Raw genomic sequence first — 22,929 nt, 5'->3', positions numbered from 1 at the left:
TGCTCAAGAGCGCCGTGGCATGCTCTCGGGTCGACGCAAATCTGAACGTCGTTCACATCCATGAAAGACCATGGGAAGGGCGAACGGGCATGAGAGACGCGCACACGACTGCCGCCACAGGCAGTGAGAATGTCATGAGCATGACCAGGCGAGGCCTGCTGGGAAGCGCCATAGCCGTAGCCGCCGACGCCGGTACCGCGTGGGCCGCGGGGTCGGGCACCGCACGGGCCGCCGGCCCGGGTGCCGGGTCGTCGGCCGACACCCCGGTCCTCTGGCGGGAGTTCAGGCGCACACCCTTCACGCACCCGCAGATCCCGTACATCGGCCGAGCAGGCTGCCGCGGCGGAGCGGTCCGCCTCCCCCGCCGCCCGACTGTCGCCGACGTACGCGATTTCGGCGCCGTGGCGGACGGCACGCTGGACTCCGCCCCCGCGATCAACCGTGCCATCGCCGCTGCCGGCAGGGCCGGCGGTGGCACGGTCACCATCCCGCCCGGCACGTTCCGGATCGACGACGTGATCCGCCTGGACCGCTCGAACGTGATCCTCAAGGGCGCCGGCAGCGGCCGTACGACGCTGTACGCGACGAAGAACCTCACCGAGCTGATCGGGGTGTACGGCTCCCGCTACGGCGGCGACAAGTCGGGCTGGTCATGGGCGGGCGGCCTGATCTGGCTGGCCCCCAAGGCCCGCTGGGCCTCGCTCGTCGCGGCGATCCGGGCGAAGGCATGGCCCTTCGAGGGCTGGACGGGCAACAGGCGCGACGAATGGCGTCCGCTCACGGCGGTCGCTCCGGCCCGGCGGGGTTCATGGACGATCACGGTGACCGACGCGTCGTCGCTGCGCCCCGGCGCCCTGGTGCTCCTCCGGCTCGCCGACGACGCGGACCACACGCTCCTCGAGCACATGTGCGGTGGCGGCCCGGGTCCCGAGGCCTATTTCTGGGACGACAAGACGAAACTGACGTCGTACGTCCCCTACGAGTGGCCCGTCCGCATCGCCGGGGTCCGGGGCCGCAAGGTCACCCTCGAACGCCCGCTCCCGCTCGACGTGCGTCCGGAGTGGAGCCCTCAACTGACCACGCACGTACCTGAGTTGACGGGATCTGGGGTGGAGGGCCTGACCCTGGAAGCGACGGAGACGCCGCAGCAGCCGCATCTGCTGGACAAGGGCCACAACGGGGTCGTCCTGCAGTGCGCGTACGACTGCTGGGTGGACGACGTGACGGTCCGCCACGTCGACAACGGCTTCGGCCTCGTGTCCGCCTCCGCGTGCACCCTGCGACGGACACGTGTCACCGGCCGCGGCTCCCATCACCCCTACTTCTGCCGCGAGGGCTCGCACGACAACCTCGTCGAGGACTTCACGATCGAGGAGCGCACCGGCCCCGCACCCTCGAACACCCAACTGCACGGCATCAACGTCGAGGGGCTGTCCTCGTACAACGTCTGGTCCCGCGGCGACATGCGGATGGGCACCTTCGACAGCCACCGCGGTCTGCCCTTCGCCAATGTCCGCACCGACATCACCGTCAACAACAACGGCCGCCACGGTGGTGACGCGAGCGCCGGCCCCCTGTTCGGCGCCCGCTTCACCCACTGGAACATCCGCGTCACCAACGCCCGGGCGGGCCTGGTCAAGATCGACGGCGTGGCGCCGTACTCCGCCACCGTCGGCATCGACGAGGTCAGGGAGTTCGACCAGATCGACGTCCCCGACTTCACGGGTGACCTGCGTACGCGCCTGGAGTGCTACGGCAGCCCGCACGCGGTGAGGCCGCGCAACCTGCACGAGGCACAGCGCGCGCTGTAGCACGCGAATCACCGCACCGCACGTTCACCCACATGAACGGAGTGGATCGATGAGCGCACCATCACGTCTGGGCGTCCTCCTGGTGGCCCTCGTCGCGTCGGCCGCCGGCGCCGTCCCCGCCGCCTCGGCGCGGGTGACGGCACATGCCACGCCCGAGGTCCCGCACACCGCCGTACTGGACGGCACCCGACTGCACCGGACCAAACTCCGCCTGGATCGTGGCGACCCTCAACTGCGGCAAGCGGTGAGGGGGTTGACGGACCGCGCCGACAAGTGGCTGGACCAGGGCCCCTGGACGGTCGTCGACAAGCCGAGGCCCGCGCCCGGCGGCGACATCCACGACTACCTCAGCCAGGCCCCGTACTGGTGGCCCTCCCGACCCCCGACCGCCGACAACCCCTGGGGCTGCCCGTACGTCCAACGCGACGGCGAGCGCAACCCCGAGGTCGACTCCGGCACCGACCGAAGGGACGTCGAGAAGACCTTCGACGCCGCGTACGACCTCTCCCTCGCCTGGTACTACACCGGCGAGAAGCGGTACGCCGAGAAGGCCGGGCAGGTCCTGCGCACCTGGTTCCTCGATCCGGCCACGAGGATGAACCCGAACCTGAACCACGCGCAGTTCATTCCCTGCAAGTACGACGGTCGGGCCATCGGCATCATCGACTTCTCGCAGTCGTTCACCAGCGTCCTCGACGCGCTCGCCCTGCTGGACACCGGCGCCCCGGGCTGGACCAGGACGGACCGCACCGGTATGGCGAAGTGGAACACCGACTTCCTCGACTGGCTCAAGAACAGCGACTTCGGCAAGGAGGAGAGCAGCGCGACCAACAACCACGGCACCTTCTACGACATGCAGCTCGCCGCACTCGCCTACGCGACCGGCGACAAGGCCCTGGCCCGTCGAACGGTCCTGAACGCCCGGAGCGCGCGCATCGCGCCGCAGATCGCGTCCGACGGCAGCCAGCCGCAGGAGCTGACGCGGACCAGGAGTTGGCACTACTCGACCTTCGCCCTGGTGGCCCACACCCGGCTCGCGGCCATCGGCCGGCACGTCGGCGTGGATCTGTGGGCGTACCGGGGCCCGGACGGGCAGAGCCTGTTCAAGGCGGTGGACTACCTGTTGCCCGCCGCGACGGCATCCGCCGCCTGGCCGCATCCGGAGCTCGGATTCCTCCGGTACGCGGCGACCGACGTCGTCCACGCGGCCGCCGACGCCGGTGACGCGCGGGCGCGAAGGGCGGTTCCGTCGCTGGAGGAGCCACCGGGCGGTGACCTGTGGGTGCTGCGTCCGGCGGCGGAACAGCTGGACTCCATCGCGGGCTGATCAGCGCCGTCGGCTGCCCTGCTCCGAGGGCGTCCCGCGGTGGCCGTCAGACCGTGGACAGGTCGATCGCCCGGTCGACATCCCGTGGCCGCAGCACCCGCAGGATGCCTTCGAGCAGGTAGTAGTCGGCGTAAGGGAGGGAGATCTCGATTCCGTCCTCGTTCGGCCGGTGGCGCGTGCAGCGGGCCACGACCGCCTCCGCGCGGGCGGAGTTCCTCGTCAGGCAGGTCTCCGCCAGCGCGGTGAGCAGGCGGAGCGCCACCTCACGGTACGAGCGCCTGCCGGTGGCCGCGGACAGGTCGAGAAGTCCGCATGCCGTGATCGCGCCGGCCGACGCGTCCTTGATGTCGTGGGGCTGTTGCGGCGCCCGGTAGTCCCACACCGGAATGTGGTCCGGCGTCAGGGCCCGCACCGCGAAGTCCGCGAGTCTGCGTGCGGTGGCCAGGAACTCATCGTTCCCGGTCCGCCGGTACATCGTGGTGAATCCGTACAGTCCCCATGCCTGTCCGCGCGACCAGCACGACGTGGGGCTGTAGCCCTGCACGGTGTTCGGGCCGATCGGCGCACCGCTGTCCGGGTCGAAGTCGAACACGTGCGGGGTCGATCCGTCCGGGCGTGGGAAGACCCGCTGGGTGGTCTTCGTGTGCTCCACGGCGATGTCCAGATACTTCGCGTCGCCGGTCTGCCGGCTCGCGAACGCGAGCAGGTCGAGATTCATCATCGTGTCGATGATGACCCGGCCCGCGTTCGTCGGATCGGTCAGCGCGCCCCACGCGCGGATGAAGCGCCCGCGCGGGTTGTACCGCTGGATCAGGGAGTCGGCGGCCCGTACGGCGCCCGTCCGCCATGCGTCGTCGCCCGTCAGCCGCCAGGCGGTGACCCACGACGGGTAGAAGAGGAAGCCGAGGTCGTGCGTGCCCGTGTCGTACTGACGAGGGGCCAGTTTCTCCGCCGACGCCAGTGCCCACGAGCGAAAGGCGTCGTCCTCGGTGTGCAGCCACGCCATCCACAGTGTTCCCGGCCAGAACCCGCCGACCCAGCCGCCGTTCTGCGAGTAGACCCATTTCTCGAACTTCGTCCCGACCGGGAAGGCCGTCACGCTCGGCGCGACGGTGTGGATCTTCTCGACGGCGTAGTCGGCGGCTGCGCGGAGCGTGCGCAGGGCGGGTGCCGGAATCCGGTCGCCGACCGCACCCACCGCCGGCGTCGGGGAAGCGCATACGACCGCGGCACCGGCAGCCGTAGTCAGCACACTGCGTCGGGAAACACTCATGTCCACGCCTCCAACTGAGCAGCGGTAGATAGGAGTTGACCGAGCGTTACACGGAGGCCCCGGCGATGTACACCCACGTGAGCAATGTTCATCAGTGTGAACATCGATGGGGCAGGTTCCTGGCCACGACCCGCCCGACCCTGGTCGCGTGCGACGATCGAGCCGTGACTGAGTTGGCGACACCACAGCACATGGCCCACCGCACCTCCGCCGCAGTCGACGCGGCTGTCGGAGCCGGGCGCGCTCTCGGGCTCACCGTGACCGAGGCCGACGTGCTCCACGACCTGTTCTCCGTCGTGGTCCACCTCGCGCCCTCGCCGGTCGTGGCCCGGATTCCCACCGTCCTGCCACGCCACGCGAGCCCCGCCGCCCTGGCGCGCCGCCAGCAGGCGGAACTCGACGTGACGCGGTGGCTCGCGGACCAGGGAACGCCCGTGATCCCGCCCAGCCCGCTCGTGCCACTGGAGCCCGTTCAGCGCGACGGGCTCTCGATGACGTTCTGGCAGTTCGTCGAGGAGGACCGGGACAAGGAGCCCGACTACGCGGCGAACTCCGACCTCACCGCCGACCTGCACGCCGCGATGCGCGGCTACCCTGGCCGGCTGTCCTTCCTGTCCTCGGCCGACCCTGAGTTCGTCGCGGACAGCCTCGCTCTGCTGGAACAGCACCCCGATCTCCTCGGCCCGGCCGATCTCGACCGCGCACGCCGCGAGTGGCAGGTCCTGGAACCCCTCGTCCGCTCACGTACGGAGTTCGAAAGGAGGTTCCCGGGGATCGACCTCCAGCCGATTCACGGCGATTCCCCGCCCGCGAACATCTTCTCCGGGGTGGACGGGGACCTTTACGCCGACTTCGAGCTGGTCACGCTGGGCCCCGTCGAGTGGGACCTGGCCGCTCTCGGACCCACCCTGGAAGCCGCCTACGACCGGGGTGCGCGGCGCAACGGCATGCGGCCCCTGAACCAGGACGTCCTGAACTTCGTGAACGCCGTGGGGATGCTGCGAGCCATCGCCTCCCTCACGCTCGTACCGCAACTGCCCCAGTTGTCGGACTACTTGAAGCCGGCCGTCGACCAGTGGCAGACCATGCCGTTCGCCGGCGGCATGGCCGGATGACATCGACGGGTACCGACGAGTGACGCCCGGACGTGCTCATCGGATCGGTGTGGCTCGGCGGTCGCAGGAGAGGTCCGCGATCCGTACCGCGTCGGCCATCGCCTGCATGCCGGTGTCGTTGGGGTGCACGTGATCGCCGTTGTCGAAGAACGGCAGGAGCCGCTCGTGATCGTACGGGCTGCGCAGGACGCGATCGAAGTCCGCCACCGCGTCGAACTCGCCGCTGGAGCGGATGTATGCGTTGACCTCCTGCCGTACGGCCTCGGCCGGTGCGTCCCACTCGTACCAGCCCTTGAACGGTCCCACCGTCGCCCCGACGACACACACGCCGGCCGCGTGTGCGCGGTCGATGATCCGTCGGTAGCCGGCGATCAGGTCCTCGGCCGTGACACCGGTGTGGGCCTTGACGTCGTTCACGCCCTCGAAGACGAGGAGGGTGCGGAGGCCGGGGTGGGAGAGCACGTCCCGGTGCAGTCTGTTCAGGGCACTCTGCCCGGCTCCGTCGGCGAGAACCTTGTTGCCGGAGATTCCCTCGTTGGCCACTCCCTTGATGTCGGTGTCGGGGTCGGCCCGCAAACGGCGGGCCAGGTAGTCGGGCCAGCGGCGGTTCTTGTCGGTGGTGGACTGCCAGCCGTCGGTGATGGAGTCACCCAGGGCGACGACCGCGCCGACGTCCGAGCGGGTCCGTACGGTGACGGCGTCGAGGTAGAACCAGGAGCCGGTGGTTCCGGTCCAGTTGTCCGCACTCTCCTCCGCCGCGTGGTCGCCCTCGGTGGTGTAGGAGGTCTGCATGGCCATGCCGTGACCCGTCGCCGGGCCGCCGGCCTCGGCCACGTACAGGCTGACCACCAGCGAGGTCGCGGCGGGCAGGGGTCCGGGCAGTGGATCGCTGAGGACGGTTTCACCGGCCGGCACGGTGACGGACCGCTCGCCGCCGAACGTCATGCGGCGGTTGCTGCCCCGGACCAGGGCGGCGCCCTCCTGCTGCACCCCCGCGTACGCCTGGCCGAAGGTCAGGGGCCGGTCACCGAAGGCATTGGACAAGCGGATACGCAGATCGGTTCCTCCGACGCTGGTCCGCACGATCAGCCGGTGGCTGCGGTTCGAGGCGGCCTCACCCATGCGGTCGGCGCTGGCACCCCAGGTGACGATCTGGTGCGTCTCGGCAGCCTCGCCAAGGGCCGCCGTCGCCGGGGCGGTGAACATCTGCGCGGCGGTGACCAGCGCGACGACCGGGACGGTGAGCCGGCGCAGCGCCCACAGCTTGCCGGGGCGACGGGGTGTGTGCTGACGCATCGGTTCACCGCCCCAGGTCGCGCAGCGTCACGGACCGGCCCGGTGACAGAGTGAGCTTTCGTGGTCTCTCCCCGTACACGACGGTGGTCGTGCGTCCGCCGACGCTCGTCACCGTGGCCTCCGTCGGCCTGCCGTTCTTCCAGCTCAGATCCAGGGTGAAGCCACCGCGCACACCTACGCCCGTGATCGATCCGGACGCGGCCCACGCGTCGGGCAGCGCGGGCAGCAGCTCGACATGGCCGGGACGCGAGTACACCAGCATTTCGATGATCGCGGCGGGTGTGCCGAAGTTGCCGTCGATCTGGAAGATCCCGCGACCTTGCTCGACCTGGTAGATGTCGAACAGGTTGGGCGCGGTGCCGTTGCTGCCGCCGGTGGAGGGCCGCAGGTTGTTCACGACGAGTCGGTAGGCCTTGTCGGCGTCCTTCAGTCGGGCCCAGCACAGGCTGCGCCAGGCGTTCGCCCAGCCGAAGCTCTCCATGCCACGCGCGGTGAGTAGCGCGGCGGCGCCCTCGACGATCTTCCGAGGTGTCGAACCGTCCGGGCGGATGCGGTCGCCGGGGAACAACTGGACGAGGGGGGACAGATGCCGGTGGGTGGTCTCCCCCAGGTTGTCCGGGGACATCCACTCCTCCAGCCAGCCGGTCGTCGGGCTCACTCGTGGCAGGTGGAGCCGGTCCCGCAGGCCGGCGACCGTCCGGGCGTACGCCGTGTCCTTGCCCAGCGCCTCGCACGCCGTGCGGTAGTTGCCGAACAGGGTGTGGACGAGTTCCTGGGCGTAGGTGATGCCCTTGGCGTCGAGCGGACCGTGCTCGGGCGACCAGTCGCTGTCCGCGACGAGGACTTCCCGTTTCTCCCCCGTGGCCGGATCGGTGATGGTCGTGGTCAGCAGGCGCGCCTCCCAGAACTCACAGGCGCCCTTCAGCATCGGGTGGATGCGGGCGAGGTGAGCGCGGTCCTGGGTGAACTCGTAGTGCTCGTAGAGGGAGTTGCACAGCCAGGCGTTGCCGGCGGGGTGCCACCACCAGCCCATGCCGCCATGGATGTTGGTGGAGATGGCCACGGTCCAGCCCGCGATCCTCCCGGTGGAGTTGCGGTAGCGGTTGCGGGGGTCGTTGAAGTGGGTGCGGGTGAGGTCGGTCCAGGGGGGCAGCTGGGCCAGGCAGTAGTCGGTGAGGGCGTCGAAGCAGTCGGACAGGGCGGCCCGGTCGGCCATCCAGTAGTTCATCTGGATGTTGATGTCGGTGTGGTAGTCGCCCATCCAGTCCGGGTCGTTGCCGTCGAGCCAGAGGCCCTGGAGGTTGAGCGGCAGACTGCCACGCGAGCCGGCGATCATGAGGTAGCGCCCGAACTGCAGGTAGGCGGCCTCGAGTTCGGGATCGGGAGTGTCATCGGTGTGGCGGGCCCCGATCCGTTCCCAGGTGTCCATGCCGCGTTGGAGCGCGGTGGAGGTGCCGAGCGAGACGTGCATGCGCTCGAACAGCTCGCGGTGGTCGGCGACATGGGTGTGCAGCAGGGTGGTCGCGGAGTGCTCGGCGGCGTCGAGGACCTTGGTGCGGGCGAGTCCGCGGGGGTAGAGCGACGGGTTGCGGTAGCCGTTGGCGGTGTCGGGCGCGTAGTTGGTGCCGCCGGCGACGATCACCGTCAGGCTCTTGCAGTTCCGGAACGAGATCCGCGCTCCGTCGACGGCGACGGTTCCTCCGCTGCCGTACGCGGTCACGGCCGCCCCATACCGCAGTTGGTTGGGAAACTCCGCGCTGAAGGACGCGTACCGGCCCGAGTGGGTGCCTGTTGTGGTCTCGCCGTGGGTGCCGTCCAGGCTGATGGTGCCGGTGTAGCGCCCGCCGCCGTCCTGGGTGAAATGCAGGACGATGACGTCGTCGGGGGCGCTGGCGAAGACCTTCCGCCGGTACGTCACGCCGGAGCGCACGTAGGAGGCGGTGACCAGGCCCTGGCGGAGGTCGAGGGCGCGCCGGTAGCCGGAGACGGCCGACAGGTCGTGGTCGGGGATGTCGACGGTCAGCTCGGCCAGCAGGGTGAACGACCCGAAGTTCTCGCGGGCGTAGGGGAACTGGCCGTCGTCGTCCAGGGTGGCGTTGAGTCCTCCGGTCCACATGGTGGCGTCGGTGAGGAAGAGGCGCTCCCGGCCGGGGTCGTTGCTCACGAGCGCGCCGAGGCGGCCGTTGCCGACCGGCAGGCCCTGGGTGATCATCGAGCCGTCGTCGGCCGGTGCCTGCCACCACAGTTCGGTGGTGGCCCCCTCCCCCTCGGGCAGCATCGGGGAGGCGGCGGGTCTCGCGGGTGCGGCGGAGGCGCTGAAGGCGGGCACCGCGCCGAGGGCGGCGAGGGCTCCGGTGGCGGCGGCGAGGGAGAGGAGGCCCCGTCTGCTGGGGAGGGGTTCCGGCGGATCGGTGCGTCGGGTGTCCAAGGATGCACTCCCTTGCGGAGGGGCGGGTGAGGGCATGAGCGCTCGATGACCGAGCCCGTCAGGACTCGACCGGCAGAACTCGGCCGTCGGGAATCGGCCATCAGGAATCGGCTGCGGGAAATCGGCCGTCAGGAAAGGTCCGGTACGTCGATCCGGTCGATGTCCGGGGCGTAGCCGTCACCGCTGTCGAAGGTGATGGTGTTGGCGCCGGCCTTCAGGTTGAGCGGCACGCCGACCGTCTCGACGGTCCCCCAGTCTCCCGTGGAGGGGAACTTGTGGCTGGTGGCGCCGCCGCCGTTGGCGGAGATCCGCACGGATCGCGCGTCACCGCTGACGTAGGCGATGTCCACGACGTACCGTCCCGCCTTCGGGACCGTGACGCCGTTCAGAGTGAGTTTGCCGCCGAGGTAGAGGTTGCCGACCTTCCTGGCCCCGGAGCAGGCGCCGCAGTCGGCCACCGAGGCGTTGCCGCTGAGGGTGTTGCTCCCGGCCTCCGCCTCGTAGGCCGTCTTCGTCAGGGCCGGGCCCTGCGGGGTGACGGTGAACAGCCGCGAGCCGTGCGCGGGCAGCGCCTGCGCGACCTTGTCCCGGTACGTACCGAGGTTCTCGTGGTTCCACAGGTCACGGACCCTGGCCTTGCCGGAGAAGCCGAGGGCCGACCAGTCGGCGGTCACGGACGCGGGCGCGTCACCCAGGTTGAACAGGGCGACGGTGAAGCTGCCGTCGGGGTTCTCGGCCGCCCAGACCTGCTGATCGTCGGAGGGGGTGAGGGGCCGGGCGGGCGGGGTGCCGCCCTGGTTGACCGCGATGACCTCCTTGTTGGTGAGCAGGGAGAGCCCGTAGGAGTCGAGGCGCGTCAGGTCGTCACCGGTGTAGAGAGGCGACTTGGCGATGGCCCACAGGGTGGCGTAGCTCTGCCGTTCGGCCTTTGTGAGCCCGTCCATCTGGCCGTTGCCGACATTGAGCGAGTCCAGGTCGTTCCAGCCGCCGGGGCCTGCGTGGCGGGTCCAGGCGGGGGTGTCGTCCCAGCGGTCCTCGACGGAGTTCTCCCAGGTGACCAGGGTGTTGCAGTAGCACTCGACGTCGGTGTCGATGCGCCAGCCGTTCGAGTACCGCTTCCAGTCCGCGGCATGGCCGATGTCGAGGGACCAGGACAGTTCGAGGTGGATCGGCCGTCCGGTGGCGGCGATCGCCTTCTGCCACGCGGCGACGTCGGCGACGTTGTCGTAGTTCTCGCCGCTCTTGAACGAGCCGGGGCCGACTCCGTCCAGCTTCAGGAAGTCGTATCCCCAGTCGGCGAACAACCGCGCCTGCGAGTCGATGTACTTCTGGGCGCACGGCCGGGAGAAGTCGATCTTGTATGCGCTGTCCCAGCCGTTGGTGGTGCGCAGGTCGCCGTGGACGATGTCGGCGGTCGTGCAGCCCTCGGCGTTCCAGAGGGGGACCTTGCCCTCGCCGTACGCCTCCTTCTCCAGCCCGACCGGAAGATAGATGCCGGCCTTCAGTCCCCTGGCGTGGAGGTCGTCGGCGACGGCCTTCATACCGCGGGGGAAGCGCGCGGGGTCGGCGGCCTGTCTGCCGTACTCGTCGAAGCGGGGCTTCCAGTCCGTGTCGCGCCACCAGCCGGCGTCGATGTTGACGTACTCGTACCCGTACGGCTTGAGCTTGGCGGCGAGGGCGTCGGCCTGCCTCAGGACGTTCCGCTCGGTCAGATAGCTGTAATCGCCGTCGGGGTTGAGCCCCGGGTACTTGGAGGACTGCATGCTCCAGCTCGTCCAGCCCATGTACGGCTTTGCCGCCGCCGGTGCCGGGACGGCGTCCGTGGCCCCGGTGGTGTCGGTGGCCGTGGCGGCGGGGGTGAACGCCGCGAGGCCTGTGACCAGGGCGAGTACGAGGAGAGTTCTGCCGGTGCGGTGGGGGGACAACCTCATGGCTGGCGACCTCCGGGTCGTGGAAGGACGTGCGGGAGAGGGGTGCTGGGGAGGGTCGGCTGCGGGCACGCGGGTTCGCGGCACGAAAGGCATGGATGCAGGATGACGTGCTCATGACATCGAACGGATGAGATCGAGCCTCGGCGCGATACCGCTCTGCGGCGTCATCCCTGCTCCTTGGGCGTGTCCGATCTGATGAAGGACTGGATCGCGGTGGCCGCCGCTCCACGTGCCCATTCCTCGAAGGGCAGCGGGTGCGTCCTGAGGTCGCATCGCGCTGCGGCGCCGAAGGCGGAGGCGGCGAAGGCGTCCCTGATGTGCTCGGCGAACAGGTCGTAGGCGGCGAGTCCCTCGCCGGAGATGATCACTCGCTCGGGTCCGAGCAGATTGACCATGGATCCGATGGCCCGTCCGATGGCCACGCCGGCCCGCGCGTACACCTTCCGGGCTCCGGGATCACCGCGGCGCGCGAGTTCGAGTGCCCCGGCCGCGTCCGCCACGTCGACGCCGGTCTCCGCCCGTACGTCGCGCACGATCGCCGACTCGGAGGCTATGGCCTCCACACAGCCCCGGTTGCCGCAGTGACATCGCGGACCCGTCGGGTCGAGGGAGAGATGCCCGATCTCACCGGCCACACCATGCGCGCCGGAGACGACCCTGCCGCCCACGACGAGACCACATCCGATGCCGGCTCCCACCGTCACCAGGGCGAAGTCGGACATGCCCGCACCCGCGCCGAACCACTGCTCGGCGACGGTGAGCGCGCGGACGTCGTTGTCGACGGTGACCGGCAGACCGACGGTCATGGCGGCGAGGTCCGCGAGCGGGACGTCCCGCCACTCGAGGAACGGGGAGTACCGCACCATGCCCTCGGCGCGGTCCACATCGCCGGAGACCGCGATCCCCACGCCCTTGACCGCCACCCCGAACCCTTCGGCTTCGGTGAGCAGTTCGAGGATCAGGTCACTCAGGGTGGCGAGTACGCCCGCGGGCCGTCGGTCGGCCAGCGGGGTGTGCCGGGCGAGCCTGATGCGGCAGCGAAGATCGGTCAGTACGGCGATGATCTCGTCGCCGGTCACCTTGACCCCGAGGAACAGCGCGCGCCCGCCGTCGACCCGCACGGGGTTGGCGGGGCGGCCGAGCCCTGGCCGGGGCGTCCCGTCGATGTCTTCCACCAGGTATCCCGTCTCGATCAGAGGCCGGACGGCCTTGGTCACCGCGGCGGGGGACAGCCCGGCCCGCCGTGCGATCTCCGCCCGGGCGAGCGGGCCGTGGGAGAGCACGACGGTGAAGATCTGGGCGGCGGCCGGCGTTTGGGCCGGGAACGCCTCCGAGGACGGGGTCGAGCGCATGGCCGGGAACGTACGGGCACTTCTTTTCCGCTGTCAATAAAAGAAGCACGATTCCTGTGAAGTTGCTGCCGGCCCACGGCAGTTCACCTGGAATCCCCACTCAGCTCGGCGCTTGCCCGACGAGGCGGCCGGCCGGCCGGGAAATCACGAACGGGCTCTCACAGCCCGAACAGCCCTGCCGCGTTGTCGTGGCACACGGCCCGTAGCCAGTCCTCCCCGAGACCCAGCCGCTCCAGGGCGTGCAGCTGGTGCAGGTACGGGTAGGGGAGGTTGGGGAAGTCGGAGCCGAGGAGGATGCGGTCGCCGAGGCCGGTCAGGCGGGGCATGGCCCGGCCGGGGAACGGCGTGAGCGCCTCGGTGAAGTCGGTGAACGCCATCGTCGTGTCCAGCCGCACCTCCCCGTACCGCTCGGCGAGACCGAGGAACTCCTCGTACTCCGGCATCCCCATGTGCGCGACGACCAGCCGCAGCCGGGGATTCCGCGCCAGCACCCGCGCTATCGGCTCGGGGCCGGTGTGTTTACCGGGCGCGGGCCCGGAGCCGCAGTGGATCACCACAGGGATGCCGGCTTCGGCCAGCAACCCCCATGCGCGCCGAAGGAGTTCGTCGGCCGGGTCGTACGCCCCCACCTGCACATGCGCCTTGAACACGCGCGCGCCCGCCTCCACGGCCTCCCGGACGTATGCCTCGACGCCCGGCTCGGGGTAGAGGGTGGCGGTGTGCAGACAGTCGGGCGTGCGGCGGGCGAAGTCGGCCGCCCAGCCGTTCAGCCATCTGGCCATGCCCGGCTTGTGCGGGTAGAGCATCGCGGTGAAGGCCCGTACGCCGAACTCCCGGAGCAGAGCCGTCCGTTCCGTCTCCTCCTTCCGGTAGGTGATCGGCCACTGGAGCCCACCTGTCAGCGGACCGAGCGCGTCGAAGTAGTCCCACACCTTCCGCAGGACACGCTCGGGCATGAAGTGCGTGTGCACGTCGACCAGCCCGGGAAGACCCAGCCGACCCCAGAAGCGGCGTACCTCGTCGGCCTCATCCCCCACGGACACGTCACCGGGTTCGGCGGAACCGGCAGGGTCTACAGGCGCGATGGGGTGATCGTCCATGTCGCCCACGATCGGCCCAGGTGAGGTGGCGGGTCCACACCTTTGCACAAGGGATCCATGAGGGATGCATCACCCGGCCCTCCGGGCCACGTGGACCGGGCCTCGGCACAAGCCGTGGTGACGACCTCTTCGCCGACTTCTCCCTCCCCCCCACGCGGCCCGCGACATCACCGCGCTGCTGGGTATGCGCGGGGTCGGTGACGACTCCACGCAGGCCGGCCAGGAGACCTGACGAACCGACTGGAGCGAGCGGACGCGGCTGCCGGCTTCGGCCCGCCGGTCCGAAATGCCGTGGGTCCTGGCTCGGTCGGACCCGTACCGCGGCGAACCGTCGAAGTGCGGTCGCAGGGCAAACCCGGTCGCATGGCGGAAGCGCAGCGGAGGAAGCGCCGAGGATTCGGCGTCCTGCGGACGGAGGTCGACCGGGCTCGACAGGAGCCGGCTGCCGACGGCGGACGACGCGGGTGCGGTCCGGGACACGGGCGAACGACTTCGGCTGCCCGGAGGGCCGGCCGAGTCACCCGGCACTCAAGAAGTGCGCGTCCTACGAGGGCGGCGGGTCCGTCACCGTCAGGACGCTGCCGTCACCCGACACCGGGTACGAGACCGTTGGCTCTTCAGGAGACAGTCGGACCGGTGTGAGTGGGCGGATCACCGGACGGAGCGCCGCCTGGCGCGCCGGGCTCCGCGCGCCACGAAGAAGGCCACGTCGGCCACGAAGAGCACGATGCCGATGGCCAGCAGATAGCCCAGTCCCTCCGCCGCCACGCCGATGATTCCCAGCACCATGGCCACCAGGACGAGCAGCAGGAAGAGCGCCATCACTCGAACACCTCCTTGTCCGCCTGTCTTGGGGCCGCGTGCCGTGTCGCGCGCGGGGCGGTCAGCGTCGGGCGAGCTGGCGTTCGCCGCCCACGCCCGGCCGGTACGTCATGCCGTAGTGCCGGAAGATCTCTTCCTCCTGCTCGGCGGGCAGCACGTCGTCCGTCCCGATCGAGGGAGCTTTGCGTACCTGTCCCTTGTCGTAGGAGACCTTGACGTAGCCCGGTCCGAGGACCGCCTCGTCGAGAGGGACGAAAACCAGCCGCTGGCGGGTGGGCAGTCCGGTCCGGACGGTGGCCACGGCCGGTTCGTCGGTCGTCGTGTCCACGTAGATCGCCTCCAGCATGCCGATCTTGCGCTGCTTCGGATCGACCACGTCGTGGTTGCGCCACTCACGGATGTCGGCGGGATGGATCATGCCCTGCTCCCTGTCTGCGTCGGTCCCTGTCCGGGTCGGGCCCTGTCCGGGTCGGGCCCTGTCCGGGTCGGGCCCTGTCCGGGTCGGTCCCTGTCCGGGTCGGTCCCTGTCCGGGTCGGTCCCTGTCTCTTCGGCTCTCCCCGTCAGCCTGGTTCCAGTCCGCGGGGCTCGCTGTCCGCGCGCCGCCCGGTGGTGCAACGGCCCCGGCGCGTCAGACACCGAGGCCGCCCTTCCGGGTCCTGGGACGTGAGAGCACCCTGGCCCGCTTGTCATCGTATGACCGAAACATTCTTCCGGCATGGGCGAGGAACGCGGGTGGGCCCGGTCGGCCGACGCGCGGAGTGGCCTGGGCCGTCTTCGACCAGGGGACCGCCACCTTGCGTGGTCGTCGGTAGATGCAGGGCGCCCCAGCAGGCTCGGGCTCAGAGCGCCGACCTCGGATCTCGGATCTCGTCCGTCTGCTCGTGGTCGCTCTCCGAGGACTGGCTGGCCACCAGCCAGGACCGGGCCGGTTCCGCGGGGCGGGTGGTGTCCACGGTGAGATGGAGCCGGGTTCCGCCGCCTCGGCCGGCCGGGTAGCTGCGCTGCTCGTCGGAGGCGAAGCAACGGCGGAGAACCTCCGCGACCCGACGGGCGACTTCGGGGGACGCGGCCACGACGCGCACCTCGGCATACCCCGGGGAGGGTTCGAGGGTCGGATGGGGCGGGTGGGTGGGTGCTTCCAACGGTTCCATGGTGGCCTCGCTCATCGGGACGACGAGGTTCACCGGCCGTCTCCGCCTCCGTCTCGGTTTTCGTCCCCGTCGTCGGACTCGCGGTGAGCGGTGGCGCCGGGCGAGCCGGGCGACTCGGCGGGTCCTGCCGACGGCCGGGGCCTACGGCTCCTTCGGCCGGTCCCCGGCAGGGCGTCGCTGTAGCGGAACACCGCGATCCGCTCATCGTGCTTGGCGTTCAGGGAGTGGATCAGCAGCATGCCGAGCATGATCATGGCGATGATCGCGACGACGGTGAAGACGATCTCCACGTCCTCACATCCCTTCGGCGGAGGTCAGGGAGCCCGACCGATGTCGGGGCGGGGCGCTTCTTCCACGTCACGGCGCGTACTGCTCGCCGAGCACGACACCGGCGCAGGAGCGATGAGGCACAGGCCTCCAGAACTCCCGGTCCACTTTTCACTCTACTCCGGCTGTCCCGCCGCTACCGCCAGCCTGCGAGTGCCTCCGTGCTCCCCCGCAGCCACGCCTGATCCGGTGCGGCATGCCATGGGCCGGCAGCAGATGACCGCATCGTCTCCACCCGCTTCCTCCGTCCGGTGATCGGAATGCAGGACACGGGCTGGGGCCTGCTGGACGGGATGAACGACGCCGGGCTCGCGGTCTCGCTCACCTTCGGCGGGCGGCTCGTCCCGTCTACACCGCCCACGACCGCCGTCCGAGGGCCGCGTGACCTACCACTGGCCCGGGGAGTCCTGGGAACCGTCCTTCGGCCAGGCGTCCGGCGTCGGCCGGCTCCACAGTTCGCGTAGGGCGGCGTTGACGGTGGCGGGTTGCTGGGTGTGCGGGTAGTAGCCGGGGACTCGGAGCAGTCGGGCGCCGACTGCGTCGGCCACGGCCTCCGCGCAGGCGATCAGCGCTTCGCCGACGTACGCGCGGTACAGCTCCGGTGCGTCCCGCCAGTCTCCGCGGATCACCAGGGTCGGCCAGGGGGCGGCTCGCAGCGGTTCCAGCGGCACGTTCGCCTCCCATATCGGGCGTTCTCGCATCGAGGTGGCCACGGCGCGAAGGCGCTGCGGGGTGGGGTCGGGCGCGGCCATGCCGATGCCCTCCGTGGAGGCGCGCAGGTACTGCTCCGGCGTCACCGACTCCGGCACACCGGTGCCGCCGCCCACCCGGTGCAGCATGGCCTCGATCACCGGGTGAGCGGCGGCCGCGGAGAACGCGGAAGGCTGGATCAGCGTCAGAGAGCGTACGAGGTCGGGGCGGCGCCCTGCGGCCAGCATGGCTGCCACACCGCCGTTGCCGTGGCCGACCAGATGCGCGCCGCCGGCCTGCCCCGTCAGCAGTTCCACCAAGTCGTCGGCATCGGTGTCGAAGTCGCTGCGGTCGGTGTCGGGGCTGCGGCCGTAGCCACGGCGGTCCACCAGCAGCAGGCGACAGCGGTCGGCCAGCGGCCGCTGGGCCGCGAAGCCGTACAACTCGTCGCTGCCCCACGTGAAAATGTTGTGCACGAAGACCGCGGGAACTCCCTCGCCTCCGGTCTCATCCCACACCGTCACGTGCATCGCGGTCATGGGCGAACTCCCCCTCCCTCGCTTCTACGGCACGGCGTGCTGCTTCTGAGCACGCGAACTCCCGCCCGCCGATGGACTCCAGCCGCTCCCCCACCCGTTCCGGCACTCGCGTAAAAACGCTCGCGCGCCTCCTGTCCCCTCTCCGTCGATGTTGCCCGACGTGATCTGGGGCATACCCATACGGCGCCCGATTGTGGATAGTTTGATGCGCTTGCTTGTTCTGCACACAGCGTTGCGTCATCGGGTGCACCGTGCTGTCCATCGTCCAGGAGACCCATGCGCCTCCGAATAACCTCCGCCTCGCGGACTGGTTCTGTTCCGCCCCTCGCCCTGGCAGGTGGTGCTCTGACCGTCGCCTTCGGCGGTCTTTACGTCGCCGGGCTGCTGCTGACCGGCGGGGAGGTCGAAGCCGGTACGACCGTGCGTGGTGTGGAGATCGGGGGTCTGAGCCGTGCGGAGGCCACCTCGAAGCTGGAGAAACACCTGGCGGAGGCCGGCTCGCGGAAACTGGCCGTGAAGGTCGGCGACCGCACGGGCACCGTCGCTCCGCGCCAGGCCGGACTCGCCTTCGACGCTCAGCAGACCGTTGACCGGGCCGCGCGCACCGGAGCCGATCCGTTCAGTGTGATCGGCGGATTCTTCCGCTCGGGCGGTGACGTCGAGCCGGTCGTACGCGTCGACGAGGACAAGGCGCGCGCCGCCCTGGGCAAGCTGGCGACGACACTCGACCAGACGGTGCGTGACGGCGCCGTCACGTTCGCGGGCGGTCAGGTCAGGGAAGTCGCCCCACGCCGCGGGTACGCGCTGGACGTGGAGGCGGCGGTCGGCACCCTGCGTACCTCCTTCCTGGACGGCACAGCGGACCGGGCCACGGCTCTGCCCACCCGCGAGACCAGGCCGAAGGTCACGGCGGCAGAGGTACAACGGGCGGTACGGGAGTTCGCGCGGCCGGCCGTCTCGGCGCCGGTCGTGCTCACGGCGGGCGGCCAACGGTTCACGATCGATCAGGCCGTGCTCAGCGAGTACCTGACGATGCGGCCCGACGACACGGGCAGGCTGACGCCGAAACTCGACGGCAAGGGCCTGCGCGCCGCGCCCACCGTGGCCCGCCCCCTCGCAGAGATCACCGGTCCGGCCGAGAACGCCAGCCTCCGGCTCGACGGCGACAGAGCCGTGGTGTCCGGAGACGGCAGACCCGGCATGGAAGTCACGGACAAGGCGCTGGGCAAGGCGGTGCTGCCGCTGCTCACGAAGTCGGGCTCCGCACGCACCGGCGAGGTGGTGACGCGGCAGATCCAGCCGGAGGTGACCCGCGAGAACGCCACGCGGCTGGGGCTGACAGAGAAGATGTCCTCCTTCACCGTCAACTTCGAACCCGCCGCGTACCGCACGACGAACGTGGGCCGGGCTGTGGAGCTCATCAACGGCTCCGTCGTCATGCCGGGCGAGACCTGGAGCTTCAACCGGACCGTCGGCGAACGAACCGAGGCCAACGGGTTCGTCGAAGGCATCATGATCCTGAACGACCAGTTCACCAAGGCGTCCGGTGGCGGTGTCTCCGCCGTCGCCACGACCGTCTTCAACGCGATGTTCTTCGCCGGGGTCAAGCCCGTGGAGTACGGCGCCCACTCCTTCTACATCGAGCGCTACCCGGAAGGCCGTGAGGCCACCGTCGCCTGGGGCAGCCTCGATCTGAGGTTCACCAACGACTCCGGCAACGCCCTGTACATCCAGGCCGAGTCGACCGACACCTCCGTGACCGTCGCTTTCCTGGGCACCAAGAAGTACGACGAGGTCAGGTCGGTCAAGGGACCACGCACCCAGGTGAAGCAGCCGGCTCAGAAGACGAGCACGGACAAGGAGTGCGTGCCGCAGACCCCGCTCGAGGGCTTCGACGTCACCGTGGAGCGGGTCTTCTACGACGACGGCAAGGCGGTGAAGCGGGAACCGTTCCGCACCCACTACACCCCGCGCGACGAGATCATCTGCGAGTGACCAGGTGAAGTGACCTGCGCTCCTTCCCTCCGGGTCCGTGGAGAAAATCGGTGTTCGACGGGCCTCCCCCACGTGACAATCAGGGATCAGCAAGGGGAGGACCACCATGAGCCAGGCCCACCTGACTCTTCATGAGCTGCTGCCGCCGCAGGAGTTGGCGGCGGCGCTCGACGCGGGGCATGTCACGCGCAAGCCGCACCCGGAACTGCCGCTGTCCATCTACACGTACACGAGGACATGCCAGTACGAGCGGGTGTGGAACCGGGTGACCACGCGCTGCCGCGGCCTCGTGGCCGACGACAGCACCGGTGAGATCGTCGCGCTTCCGCTGCCGAAGTTCTTCAACGTCGGTGAGCACGAGGCCGGCCAGCCCTATGCTCCGAGCCTCCCGGACGAGCCGTTCGAGGTGTACGACAAGGTCGACGGCAGCCTGGCCGTGGTGTTCCACTACGCCGGCCGGTGGCGGGTCGCGTCCAAGGGTTCGTTCATCAGCACCCAGGCGACCTGGGCGCAGCGTCTGCTCGACGCGAAGGACACGTCCGGCCTCATGCCCGGGGTGACCTACCTCGCCGAGATCCTGTACCCGGAGAACCGGATCGTCGTCGACTACGGCGACCGTCGGGATGTGGTGCTGCTGGCCGCGTTCGCCAAGGACGGCACCGAGGTCGCCCTGGCGGAGGCCGCGGCCGGCTGGCGTGGCATCGGGTCGGTCGTCACGGTCTGGCCCGCGATGCCGCTCGCCGAGTTGCTGGCCATGGCCGAGGCCAACCGGCGGCCCGGTGGCGGGCCTGCCACGGGCACCGACGCGGAGGGGTTCGTGCTGCGCTTCGCCTCGGGCGTCCGGGCCAAGGCCAAGTTCGCGGAGTACGTCCGGCTGCACAAGGTGCTCACCGGCGTGACCGAGCGGGACATCTGGCGCGGTCACGGCATCCAGCGGTTCGCGGGCCTGCCGGCCAAGCAGGTGGCCCAGGCGCTGGGCTGCTCGGCCGAGGACATCGACGCGTCCGCCGGCCGGCCGCTGGACGCGCTGCTGGAGCAGGTGCCCGACGAGTTCGACGCCTGGGTGCGCGGTGTCGTCGCGGGCATCGAGAAGCAGGTGGCCGACCGTGAGCGGGCGATCGACGAGGCGTTCCGGTCCCTCGCCCCTCTCGCCGGTGACCGGGGAGCCTTCGCCCGCGCGGTGAAGGAGCTGCCCGACGCGGCCGTGCGCCCCGCCATGTTCCTGCGCCTGGACGGGCGCCCGACCGAGCTCGTGACGTACCGTTCCGCCCGGCCGGAGGCGTCCGACCCGTTCAAGACCGACGAGGAGAACTGACCGTGCCCGAGGTACACGTCATGACGGGGCTTCCGGCCTCGGGGAAGACGACCGCCGCGCGCAAGCTGCAGGCGGAGTCCGAGGGCCGGATACGTCGCGTCAACCTCGACGATCTGCGGACGATGCTCGACATCCCGGCACCCGAGCGCCGGTCGTACGCGCATGAGCAGACCGTGCTGGCGATCCAGGACGCGGCGGTGCGGGCGGCCGTCGACGGCGGTTTCGACGTCGTGGTGGACAACACGCACATGACGCCGCACATACCGAAGCGGCTGAAGGCGGCGGTGGCGGGGCAGGCCACCTTCGTCGTGCACGACTTCACCGACGTACCCGTGGAGGAGTGTGTACGACGCGACGCCGAGCGGGAGAGGCCGGTCGGCGAGGAGATCATCCGGATCCTCGCCGACAAGCACACGAAGTCCCGCAGGGGCGGCTGGCGGCTCACCGCGGAGTGGCTGAACGACCAGCCCTCAGTCGAGCCGTACGCCGCCGACCCGGCACTGCCCTCGGCCGTCATGTGCGACATCGACGGCACACTCGCCCTCAGGGGCGACCGGGGCGCGTACGACTTCACACGCTGCGAGGAGGATCTGCTCAACGTGTCGGTGCGCGGGGCGCTGAACTCCTTCCGGAAGGCCGACGGCGATGTCATCGTCCTGCTCTCCGGCCGCGGTGAGGAGCACCGCGGCCGGACGGAGTCGTGGCTGCGTGCGCACGAGGTCCCGTACGACGAGCTGTGGATGCGCGCCGCCGGCGACGGGCGCCGCGACGACGTGGTGAAGGCCGAGCTCTTCGACCGGCACGTACGGCACCGCTTCGCCGTACGGGTCTCCCTCGACGACCGCGACCGCGTGGTCGCCGTGTGGCGCCGTATGGGCCTGCCGACGTGGCAGGTCAACTACGGCGACTTCTAGCCGTCGGGCACCCGGGCGCCCGCTGGTAAAATGGGGGCACGCTTCGACACCGCCGGGGCCCGTACCAAGGGGTACGGGCCCCGGCGCGTTCCGGGCGCCACACCAGGAAGGTTCCCCATGAACGCGAAGCCGCCGGCCTCCGGGCTCTCCCCCGCCGGCAAGCCCCGGCGGGCGACAGCGCCGCAGGGCGAAGTCTCGACGCCGCAGACGGTGTCCCCGGGCCTGCCGCCGGCCGAGTCCTTCGACGTGCTCGGGCTGCCGCCGGAGCTGGTGACGACGATGACCGGCCTCGGGGTGACGGAGCCCTTCCCGATCCAGGCGGCGACCCTGCCCAACGCGCTGGCCGGCCGCGACGTCCTCGGCCGCGCGCGGACCGGCTCCGGCAAGACGCTGGCTTTCGGGCTCGCGCTGCTCGTCCGGACGGCGGGTCTGCGGGCGGAGTCGAAGCGGCCGCTCGGACTGGTCCTGGTGCCGACCCGGGAGCTCGCCCAGCAGGTGAACGACGCGCTGGCGCCGTACGCGCAGACGCTGAAGGTGCGACTGGCGACGGTGGTCGGCGGGCTGTCGATCAACAAGCAGTCGGCGCTGCTGCGGACCGGCGCCGAGGTGGTCATCGCGACGCCGGGGCGGCTGGCCGACCTGGTGTCGCGCCGGGACTGCCACCTGAATCAGGTGCGGATCACGGTCCTGGACGAGGCGGACCAGATGTGCGACCTGGGGTTCCTCCCGCAGGTCTCGGAGATCCTGGACCAGGTCCGCTCCGACGGGCAGCGGCTGCTGTTCTCCGCCACGCTCGACCGCGACGTCGACCAGCTGGTGCGGGGCTATCTGCACGACCCGGTGCTCGCCTCGGTCGACCGGGTCGCGGGCTCGGTCACCACGATGGAACACCATGTGCTGAACATCCACGCCGCTGACAAGTACGCGACCGCGACCGAGATCGCCGCGCGGGACGGCCGGGTGCTGATGTTCCTGGACACCAAGGCCGGTGTGGACCAGTTCACCCGTCATCTGCGGGCCAGCGGCGTACGGGCCAGCGCCCTGCACAGCGGGAAGTCGCAGCCGCAACGCACGCACACGCTCGGCCAGTTCAAGGACGGTGAGATCACCGTGCTGGTGGCCACCAATGTCGCGGCGCGGGGCATCCACATCGACGCGCTCGACCTCGTCGTCAATGTCGACCCGCCTGCCGACGCCAAGGACTACCTCCACCGTGGCGGGCGTACGGCGCGTGCCGGGGAGTCCGGGAAGGTGGTCACCCTGGTCACCCCCAACCAGCGGCGCGATGTGAACCGGATGATGTCCGACGCCGGAATCCGACCGACGGTCACACAGGTGCGCTCCGGCGAGGAGAAGCTGACCGCCCTCACCGGCGCGAAGCGTCCTCCGACCGGGACGAAGACCAGCGGCGGCAACGCCCCCTTCCGTGGTCTCGGCACGCGTCCGGGCCGCCCCGCGAAGGAGTCCCGCAAAGCAGCCGAGGCCCGCAAGACCGCGGAAGCCCGCGCGGCGGCCCGGGTACGCAAGGGCCGCTGACTCCGC

18 protein-coding genes are annotated in these 22,929 nt (G+C 70.3%); 7 read left to right on the top strand and 11 right to left on the bottom strand.

The window, feature by feature from the left end:
• Positions 1 to 134: 134 nt before the first annotated feature.
• Together JIX55_RS45355 and JIX55_RS45350 are read left to right on the top strand one after the other, a co-directional pair.
• The gene (locus JIX55_RS45355) at positions 135 to 1,811 is read left to right on the top strand and encodes a glycoside hydrolase family 55 protein (RefSeq protein ID WP_257569049.1); all 1,677 of its coding nucleotides are present in this window, start codon (positions 135 to 137) and stop codon (positions 1,809 to 1,811) included.
• A 49-nt stretch (positions 1,812 to 1,860) separates the two neighbouring features.
• Positions 1,861 to 3,138, top strand: coding sequence for an alginate lyase family protein (locus JIX55_RS45350; protein WP_257569048.1), 1,278 nt, complete (start codon positions 1,861 to 1,863; stop codon positions 3,136 to 3,138).
• 46 nt (positions 3,139 to 3,184) lie between these two features.
• Here the strand turns inward: JIX55_RS45350 and JIX55_RS45345 are convergent, their stop codons facing one another.
• Entirely contained in the window at positions 3,185 to 4,411 is a 1,227-nt protein-coding gene (locus JIX55_RS45345; protein WP_257569047.1) for a glycoside hydrolase family 88 protein, read from the bottom strand.
• A 164-nt stretch (positions 4,412 to 4,575) separates the two neighbouring features.
• Between JIX55_RS45345 and JIX55_RS45340 the strand changes: the two genes are divergently transcribed.
• Positions 4,576 to 5,526, top strand: a complete 951-nt coding sequence (locus JIX55_RS45340) for an aminoglycoside phosphotransferase family protein (RefSeq protein ID WP_257569046.1) — start codon at positions 4,576 to 4,578, stop codon at positions 5,524 to 5,526.
• A 36-nt stretch (positions 5,527 to 5,562) separates the two neighbouring features.
• Here JIX55_RS45340 and JIX55_RS45335 read toward each other — a convergent pair whose 3' ends face one another.
• From JIX55_RS45335 to JIX55_RS45290, 10 genes are all read right to left on the bottom strand, one after another.
• A complete protein-coding gene (locus tag JIX55_RS45335) occupies positions 5,563 to 6,822 on the bottom strand; it encodes an SGNH/GDSL hydrolase family protein (protein ID WP_257569045.1) in 1,260 nt (419 codons plus the stop codon).
• A gap of 4 nt (positions 6,823 to 6,826) precedes the next feature.
• Positions 6,827 to 9,250, bottom strand: a complete 2,424-nt coding sequence (locus tag JIX55_RS45330) for a glycoside hydrolase family 95 protein (RefSeq protein WP_257569044.1) — start codon at positions 9,248 to 9,250, stop codon at positions 6,827 to 6,829.
• Between the two features lie 128 nt (positions 9,251 to 9,378).
• Positions 9,379 to 11,181, bottom strand: a complete 1,803-nt coding sequence (locus JIX55_RS45325) for an alpha-galactosidase D (RefSeq protein ID WP_257569043.1) — start codon at positions 11,179 to 11,181, stop codon at positions 9,379 to 9,381.
• Positions 11,182 to 11,345: 164 nt separating this feature from the next.
• A complete protein-coding gene (locus JIX55_RS45320) occupies positions 11,346 to 12,533 on the bottom strand; it encodes an ROK family transcriptional regulator (protein WP_257569042.1) in 1,188 nt (395 codons plus the stop codon).
• Between the two features lie 158 nt (positions 12,534 to 12,691).
• Positions 12,692 to 13,633 (bottom strand): amidohydrolase family protein, encoded by a 942-nt coding sequence (locus tag JIX55_RS45315; protein ID WP_257569041.1) that lies wholly within the window; start codon positions 13,631 to 13,633, stop codon positions 12,692 to 12,694.
• 651 nt (positions 13,634 to 14,284) lie between these two features.
• The gene (locus JIX55_RS45310; protein ID WP_257569040.1) at positions 14,285 to 14,455 is read right to left on the bottom strand and encodes a hypothetical protein; all 171 of its coding nucleotides are present in this window, start codon (positions 14,453 to 14,455) and stop codon (positions 14,285 to 14,287) included.
• 61 nt (positions 14,456 to 14,516) lie between these two features.
• Positions 14,517 to 14,873 (bottom strand): PRC-barrel domain-containing protein, encoded by a 357-nt coding sequence (locus JIX55_RS45305; protein ID WP_257569039.1) that lies wholly within the window; start codon positions 14,871 to 14,873, stop codon positions 14,517 to 14,519.
• A 422-nt stretch (positions 14,874 to 15,295) separates the two neighbouring features.
• On the bottom strand, positions 15,296 to 15,607 hold the full coding sequence (locus JIX55_RS45300) for a hypothetical protein (RefSeq protein WP_257569708.1): 312 nt from the start codon (positions 15,605 to 15,607) through the stop codon (positions 15,296 to 15,298).
• Between the two features lie 29 nt (positions 15,608 to 15,636).
• Positions 15,637 to 15,897: a hypothetical protein gene (locus JIX55_RS45295; RefSeq protein WP_257569038.1), complete on the bottom strand. Its 261-nt coding sequence runs from the start codon at positions 15,895 to 15,897 to the stop codon at positions 15,637 to 15,639.
• Positions 15,898 to 16,320: 423 nt separating this feature from the next.
• Positions 16,321 to 17,163 (bottom strand): alpha/beta fold hydrolase, encoded by an 843-nt coding sequence (locus tag JIX55_RS45290; protein ID WP_257569037.1) that lies wholly within the window; start codon positions 17,161 to 17,163, stop codon positions 16,321 to 16,323.
• A 276-nt stretch (positions 17,164 to 17,439) separates the two neighbouring features.
• On the opposite strand from JIX55_RS45290, the gene JIX55_RS45285 reads away from it, so the two are divergent.
• The 4 genes from JIX55_RS45285 to JIX55_RS45270 all read left to right on the top strand — a co-directional run bounded on the left by JIX55_RS45285 (position 17,440) and on the right by JIX55_RS45270 (position 22,923).
• Positions 17,440 to 19,158, top strand: a complete 1,719-nt coding sequence (locus JIX55_RS45285) for a VanW family protein (RefSeq protein ID WP_257569036.1) — start codon at positions 17,440 to 17,442, stop codon at positions 19,156 to 19,158.
• Between the two features lie 106 nt (positions 19,159 to 19,264).
• Positions 19,265 to 20,473, top strand: a complete 1,209-nt coding sequence (locus JIX55_RS45280) for a T4 RnlA family RNA ligase (protein WP_257569035.1) — start codon at positions 19,265 to 19,267, stop codon at positions 20,471 to 20,473.
• A 2-nt stretch (positions 20,474 to 20,475) separates the two neighbouring features.
• The gene (locus JIX55_RS45275) at positions 20,476 to 21,387 is read left to right on the top strand and encodes a phosphatase domain-containing protein (protein ID WP_257569034.1); all 912 of its coding nucleotides are present in this window, start codon (positions 20,476 to 20,478) and stop codon (positions 21,385 to 21,387) included.
• A gap of 117 nt (positions 21,388 to 21,504) precedes the next feature.
• Positions 21,505 to 22,923, top strand: a complete 1,419-nt coding sequence (locus tag JIX55_RS45270) for a DEAD/DEAH box helicase (protein ID WP_257569033.1) — start codon at positions 21,505 to 21,507, stop codon at positions 22,921 to 22,923.
• Positions 22,924 to 22,929 lie beyond the last annotated feature (6 nt).

Source organism: Streptomyces sp. DSM 40750, assembly GCF_024612035.1.
Taxonomy (GTDB): domain Bacteria; phylum Actinomycetota; class Actinomycetes; order Streptomycetales; family Streptomycetaceae; genus Streptomyces.
Note: the sequence above shows the minus strand (reverse complement) of the source record. Positions and strands in the feature narration are given on the sequence as shown.